General features: G+C 44.0%; 5 protein-coding genes. 1 reads left to right on the top strand and 4 read right to left on the bottom strand.

Features of this window, described 5'->3' with window-relative positions; all coding sequences use genetic code 11:
* The 4 genes from hflX to BBG47_RS27160 form a co-directional block, all read right to left on the bottom strand.
* On the bottom strand, positions 1-1021 hold a 1021-nt coding region (hflX, locus tag BBG47_RS27175), incomplete at its 3' end, for a GTPase HflX (protein WP_065294345.1).
* Positions 1022-1750: 729 nt separating this feature from the next.
* The gene (locus tag BBG47_RS27170) at positions 1751-2209 is read right to left on the bottom strand and encodes a hypothetical protein (protein WP_065294344.1); all 459 of its coding nucleotides are present in this window, start codon (positions 2207-2209) and stop codon (positions 1751-1753) included.
* A 216-nt stretch (positions 2210-2425) separates the two neighbouring features.
* Entirely contained in the window at positions 2426-3010 is a 585-nt protein-coding gene (locus tag BBG47_RS27165) for a TetR/AcrR family transcriptional regulator (protein ID WP_065294343.1), read from the bottom strand.
* Between the two features lie 54 nt (positions 3011-3064).
* Positions 3065-3688, bottom strand: coding sequence for a hypothetical protein (locus tag BBG47_RS27160; protein WP_065294342.1), 624 nt, complete (start codon positions 3686-3688; stop codon positions 3065-3067).
* Positions 3689-3960: 272 nt separating this feature from the next.
* Here BBG47_RS27160 and BBG47_RS27155 point away from each other — a divergent pair.
* Positions 3961-4301, top strand: a 341-nt coding sequence (locus BBG47_RS27155; protein WP_139070800.1) for a hypothetical protein, incomplete at its 3' end; no start/stop codon positions are given.

The raw sequence follows: 4301 nt of genomic DNA, 5'->3' as shown, positions 1-4301 counted from the left end.
CCTGCGATTCCGGTATTTCTCCATCCTTCATGTCGATCTTGTTGAAAGCATAAATCATCGGAATATCCTCGATCCCAATTGCCTTCAGCGTCTCATTCGTAATGTGAATGTGCTGCTCATACTCCGGATTGGAGAAGTCAACAACATGCACGAGCAGGTCGGCTTCTCTCACTTCCTCCAGCGTAGAGCGGAATGCCTTCACAAGATGATGCGGCAGTCTGCTGACGAAGCCAACCGTGTCGGTCAGGAGGAATTCCTTCTTATCCTCCAGCTCAATGTTGCGGACAGACGTTTCCAACGTTGCGAACAGCATATCCTTTTCAAATACGAATTTGTCCTTCGATCCCGTAAACTTCTCTACCAGTGCATTCATGACTGTGGACTTGCCCGCATTCGTGTAGCCGACAAGCGATACGACAGGGATCTCAGTCTTCTTCCGCTTCTTGCGTTGAATTTGGCGATGCGCTACGAGCGTTTCCAGCTCCCTGCTCATGGCTGTAATTTTCTCTTCAATCCGACGGCGATCCAGCTCAAGCTTTGTTTCACCCACGCCCTTGTTCTTCGTGCCGATACCGCCGCTTTGACGGCCAAGTGATTCACGCAAGCCAACAAGACGCGGTAGCATATACTTCAGCTCTGCCACCTCGACCTGAAGCTGCGCCTCACGAGTCTTCGCGCGCTGTCCGAAGATGTCCAGAATGAGCAGCGTCCGATCCACGACCTTGCAGTCCAGATCGGCTTCCAGATTGCGCAGCTGCGAAGGCGACAGCTCATCATTGAAAATAACAAGATTGGCTTCTTGCTGCTTCAGCATGATCGTAATTTCCTGTATCTTGCCTGTGCCGATGTAATGCGACGTATTAATGCGGCTCAGATTCTGCGTCACTGTCCCGACTACTTCCACATCACATGCGCTCGCCAAGTTCGCCAGTTCCTCCATCGAATATGCAAAGTCTGGCTGATGATTCATATTCACGCCGACCAGTACGGCCTTTTGCGCTTCGATTGTTAGTTGTTCCATAAAGTTATTCCTCCATGTTTCTGTTTATTTTGTTCCTATCATGCTTGGTTCTCATACAACTTGATGCACAAAAAAAGCACAGGCATCCCGCCAGTGCTTGGAGTAATCGTATCAATACTGGATCGCAACCTTCTTCATCCTATTACACATAGGATCCTTGAGGCTAATTAGATCGAACTCCCCCCGTGATAGGGGCGATTCAATCCAATTGGAACAACCCAATGGCCAACTGTACAGTCTGAAGCTATTACCGCTGTTCGCAGTTAACGCTGCCAGCATCCACTGATGCGCACAGCTGTATTCGCATTATCAGACACATGCACCCCAATTGCCCCGAACCTGATAACACATCAGGAACAAGCAAATACATGCGACGACAATGCTCAAAGAGACATAATTCTCTCCTTAAATAGCGGCAGGCAGACACGTACAATGGGCACAACAAAAGAGGGTAGGCACGATCCCTCCCTCTTCTGTCGCCAACCATCATATTAGGTTCCGTAGCAACAAGGCAGACCAATCCCGATTACTCTGCACACAGGCAGAGCTAATGAGCACTATTCAGTTAGTGACACATGCGTTCAATCGGATTCTTCCGAAGCGGAAGTTAGCTGCCTTATTTACCACTGTGAACCCTCCGTTCTGTCAAAGTTATCCTCATCCTAACACAGCCAAAGTATTGAAGCAAGTAGTTATCTGCACAAATCTTATTCTCCTAGATTCATATAACTAACTAGAGCTAAGGACAAAGGCATCGAAATCGATAGGAAACTCGGATTTATTCTCGTAATACATGCTATATGTACCAGGCGATAACGTAATGGACGGAGTGCTAAAAGTTCCGTTAACACTAACCGGGACAAAGCTGCCGTTATTATTGTTGTGCAGGATGAAGTGTGAAGCGATCGATTTTCCATTGTTCGAACTATCAGATGGGCTTTGGAACACACGGAACGTAATCGTATATGTCGTATTGAGCGTGAAGGTTCCCTCTACCTTTCTCATCGTGCCTTCTTTATTAAGGTTCCGATGCCAAAAACGATAAATTACATTGTCTGAAACAGTCTGTTCCTGAGAAACCGATGGGGTCGATCCTTGAATTGCATCGGAACTCGTCTGGGCAAAGGCAGTCTGAGAAAGCATCGCAACACACGAGATCGCAAGCAACAACGCAAATGCTCTTTTCAATTGTATCCACTCCATTTCAATTCATTTTTGTAACAATATAACAATATTGTTTTGTTACAGAAAGTATTCCTGTAATACAATGATTTACATTTCAAAAACGAATGTAAAGTTCCTTAACTGGCTACAAACAAAAACACAGGCCTCTCGCCTGTGCTCTGAGTAATCGCTATATGTCGGTATATGGTGAAGCAAGTAATTATATGTACAAAATAATCGTCAGTGCTTCGACGTGCCTGCTACATTTCCATACATGACAATGGTTAGTACCATGTCGAAAATTTCTGAAAACCGGTAGCGGCTCTCAGCCAGGTAATCCATATCGGTCAGCGATTCGATCGCTGCAAAGATGATATGTGCCACAACGCCTTGATCGATATTCTTTCGAAAATAGCCTTGCTCAGCACCGTCCTCTAATACCTTCACCAAATGATTAATAATGACGTGCTTGCGCAAATTCTGAAATTTCTCATATAAAACGGGCACGCTATGCTTTATATCCTCGATCGCGGATCGTTCAATGCCGTCCAAACGCTCCACCATCAGGAGCATGAAGGTGCGCAGCTTCTCTTCGGGTTCCTGCTTGCTCGCAAGCAGCTCATTGATATCCACTTCAATGGCTTGAAACATGTTCTCGATCACGATTTCCAGCAAATCGTATTTCGAATCGAAGTAGCGGTACAGCGTAGCCTTGCTCATCCCAATCCCCTGCACGAGATCGTCAACGGATAAATTGGAGTACCCGTGCCGAAAAAACTGGGTTGAAGCATACGTTAACAGTCTCGCTTCCGTCTTTTTGCTCATGTCAGGTTCCTCTTCCGTAATGATAATGATCAAATGATATGAATTAATTTCATTCTAAACAAGGGCAGCAATTAACGCAATCGGAAGCAGGACGACATAAGGAATGATCAGGAGTAGGGTTACCTTCCAGTCCCCCGTCAATCTTCGCAGCAGGAGCGGTCCAAGGAGCCAATATAACTGAGCGGTATACAAGCCCGGAAAATATTCGCCGAAATAAAGGCTCCAAGTCGTGTGTGCGATTGCATTGCCGAGCGCTCCATAAGCTGTGAAGAACAGAACGGGAATAAGAAGAACGGGCTTACGCCGCACAAAGGCAAAGATAGCGGCAAGGGCGAAGCAGGAATAGGAGATCATGTTCAACACAACGAAAAATTGCGCGGTATAGGGTTCTCCACCATAAATAAGAGGAAAGCGGGTTGAAAATCCAGTAGAGAATTCTTCGGAAAAATGGATGAACTGCCAAGCCAATACGCCGAAGTATAACGGCAGTATTTGCAAGGGTTCAATGCGTTCGATTTTCCTCCTGTATAACGTAATAAAAATCGAGTATGCAAATACGATCCCAAGTGCAAATGTGACGATCAGCTCATACCCTGAACTTAGATAGCAGAAGAGCACAAACAGGATAGCAGACAGAAATGTAGCGACTACAAAGTCTTTTTTCTGAATCCAAACCATGCAAACCCCTCCTTATTTTGAAACTTTTTATACTTATTTAGTTTCATATTATCATATTAGACCATAGAAAATGAGCTGTCAATTGTATCTTGCCAGTATAATTCAGCAGGATTTTTTGCCCTAGACAATAACGTTAAATTAATGAGATTTTGTATTTACAATATACACAATAGAAATTAATACAAATCTTTTCTGTTTAATGCTTCAGATTTTATCTACAATGGAGCTATTCATAGAATAATACCAACTAATTCAACTAAAAGGAGTCGCACATGAAACATACTTTAAAATATGGAAGTGCTTTTCTATCACTTTTACTTATGTTCGTTTTCTGCAGCCATCAACTAGCATTGGCTGGAGAAGTAAAATACAAATATGATTCAACAGGGAAAGTAAAACTGGTTAAACAAGGAGATAAACAGTATGAGTATCATTACGACAACAATGGAAATTTGTTAAAAAAAACAAAGCAAACAGCAGTTAATTTGTTGGAAAATGGAGATTTTGAATATTACTCAGGTAGCTTGGGGCTAGCCGATAGTTGGGGAAACTATGAGCAAGACGGAGTTATCGGAACCTACAACATTGAGGAGAACAAAGTAATGGCCGGCAA

It is taken from the genome of Paenibacillus sp. KS1 (genome assembly GCF_001680695.1).
GTDB lineage: Bacteria > Bacillota > Bacilli > Paenibacillales > Paenibacillaceae > Paenibacillus_B > Paenibacillus_B suaedae.
This window is presented reverse-complemented; position numbering and strand designations above follow the sequence as displayed.

What these genes read in the sequence shown, in the direction of transcription:
- BBG47_RS27160 (WP_065294342.1), bottom strand. Translation starts at nt 3,688, where the DNA reads ATGGTTTGGATTCAGAAAAAAGACTTTGTAGTCGCTACATTTCTGTCT.
- BBG47_RS27165 (WP_065294343.1), bottom strand. Translation starts at nt 3,010, where the DNA reads ATGAGCAAAAAGACGGAAGCGAGACTGTTAACGTATGCTTCAACCCAG.